The sequence below is a fragment of the Acinetobacter sp. 2JN-4 genome, assembly GCF_003687745.1.
Lineage (GTDB): Bacteria > Pseudomonadota > Gammaproteobacteria > Pseudomonadales > Moraxellaceae > Acinetobacter > Acinetobacter halotolerans.
In genome coordinates this window covers 1-255 of sequence record NZ_RDNY01000036.1, presented here as the reverse complement: position 1 = coordinate 255, position 255 = coordinate 1, and the positions used below count along the sequence as shown (strand labels likewise).

Annotated in this window: 1 protein-coding gene; it reads right to left on the bottom strand. The window is 36.1% G+C overall.

What is annotated here, in order from left to right:
• Positions 1–255 (bottom strand): phage portal protein (locus EAH57_RS15860; RefSeq protein WP_147440136.1); only part of this gene is annotated, 255 nt, incomplete at both ends.

Genomic DNA, 255 nt, shown 5'->3' with positions numbered 1-255 from the left:
TTCTCGTTTCAAGAAATTGAGAGTCTTCAAGATTGAGTGCTGTTGGTTTCCACTTAAGTCCCTTCTCTAAAATCATTGGCTTATAAACATTGGTAAGCCCTGTATGATTTTCAGTAAACTCTGTTTTAAGCCTACCAAATGCTGTATCAGTAAGTTCTTCATCAGTTTCTAAAACACCTGAAGTAACAGCACCATTTTTAAAAAGATTTGAGCCGTGCGTCTCAAGATCTAAACCAAGAGAAAAACACTTTCTAG